This is a genomic window from Mesotoga sp. UBA5847 (genome assembly GCF_002432735.1).
Taxonomy (GTDB): domain Bacteria; phylum Thermotogota; class Thermotogae; order Petrotogales; family Kosmotogaceae; genus Mesotoga.
Window position 1 is genome coordinate 1 of sequence record NZ_DJGL01000041.1, and the last position, 1,674, is coordinate 1,674.

Here is a 1,674-nt window from a genome sequence, read left to right on the forward strand (position 1 = left end):
TTCTGCATCTTGCAACTGATCTCTTGCTCTTACCAACCCCCTACCACGGCTCTCCCCTCTTTCAAAGATCGACAATCTTCCCTGGATTGAGCACATTGTTCGGGTCAAAGGCCTTCTTTATGCCGCGTATTAGTTCAAGCTGGGATTCATCGATTATCGATGCGAGATACTTCTTTCTCTTGATTCCTATACCATGTTCTCCGCTGATACAGCCCCCCAACTCTGTGGTTTCGTCAAAGAGCTCTTTCTCGGCCAGCGGGAGAGTTCTGTCCCATTGGTCTTGAGGAAGGTTCCCCTTTATGAAGGTTACGTGCACATTTCCATCGCCTGCATGACCAAAGGAGATCATCTCAAGACCATACTTCTCGGCTATCTCTTCGGAGGCTTTTATCAGTTTTGGTATACTTGCCATCGGAACGGAGACGTCTTCCATGCTGTGTATTGGGCTTATTGCAGCGAGGGCTTCAGCAATCGATTTTCTTGCCTTCCATAGTTTGTCTCTTGTATTTCTGTTGTCCGCCACGAAGGCCTCAAGACCGCCCGCTTCGATAGCGGCTTCTCCGAGTTTGACGTAATCATCGAATACCGAATCCTTGCTGTTGCCTTCTACTTCAATTATCAGATGGGCTCCGGCATCTGCGTATGGGAACTCCACATTCAGGAATCTGCAGGCTGCTTTGATAGATGAGGCGTCCATGAATTCAAGAGAAGTCGGAACAACTCCGGAGCCGCTCATTAGTTTCGGCACTGCTGATATCGCAGTATCAATATCTGGATAGGGCACGAGCAGTGCCACGGAATACTTCGGCTTCGGAAGGAGCCTTAGGATAATTTTGGTCACTATTCCAAGAGTTCCTTCCGAACCGACCAAGAGGTGGACGAAGTCAAATCCGCTGACATCTTTGAGCCTCTTCCCGCCGAAAGTTGTCACCTCACCGGAAGGTAGAACCACCTCGAGACCGTAAACGTGAAATCCGGTGGGCCCATACTTCATGACCTTATTTCCGCCGGCATTCTCAGCAACGTTACCCCCGATCGATGAGCTTTCGCTGCTGCAGGGATCCCCCCCGTAAACAAGGTTGTGCCTGTCTGCCAGTTTCTGGATCTCTCCGGTGATAACCCCCGGCTCCAAAGTAATCATCATGTTGGCTTCGTCGAATTCAAGGATCTTGTTCATCTTTTCAAAACTCATGACAATTCCCCGGAAAGACGGAACTGCACCTCCGGATAGTCCGGTTCCTGCTCCACGCGGAGTTACTGGAATCAGATGCTCATTTGCAAATCTCATAATCTTCGAAACCTCGGCAGTGCTCACCGGGAAAGTAATTACCTCGGGTCTTATGGCTTTCACTTCTGCCGTCTCATCTCTCGAGTATCGATCCAGAGACTCTTCGTCGTACTTCACAGGGATTTGTAGAAGCCTTTGAAGCTCTTCTATTAGGTTGGCATTAAGCTGTCCGTATTTCACTTCTTCACCTCCGACTCGAGAGCTTCTACGAGATCGTTCAAGATCTCTACGGCATCTCCTACAAGCCCGATGTCTGCAAAGTTGAATATCGCTGCGTTTCTGTCTCTGTTTATTGCAACTATGAATTCAGCAGTCTGCATTCCTGCAATGTGCTGAACGGCTCCGGAAATTCCTGCAGCGATGTAGATCTTCGGCTTGACCGTGTG

Annotated in this window: 2 protein-coding genes; both read right to left on the bottom strand. The window is 49.2% G+C overall.

Features of this window, described 5'->3' with window-relative positions; translation table 11 throughout:
* Positions 1 to 61: 61 nt before the first annotated feature.
* The gene (locus B3K91_RS04515; RefSeq protein ID WP_292589902.1) at positions 62 to 1,468 is read right to left on the bottom strand and encodes an FAD-binding oxidoreductase; all 1,407 of its coding nucleotides are present in this window, start codon (positions 1,466 to 1,468) and stop codon (positions 62 to 64) included.
* Positions 1,465 to 1,674 (bottom strand): FAD-binding protein (locus tag B3K91_RS04520; protein WP_292594104.1); only part of this gene is annotated, 210 nt, incomplete at its 5' end. The genes B3K91_RS04520 and B3K91_RS04515, both read right to left, overlap by 4 nt.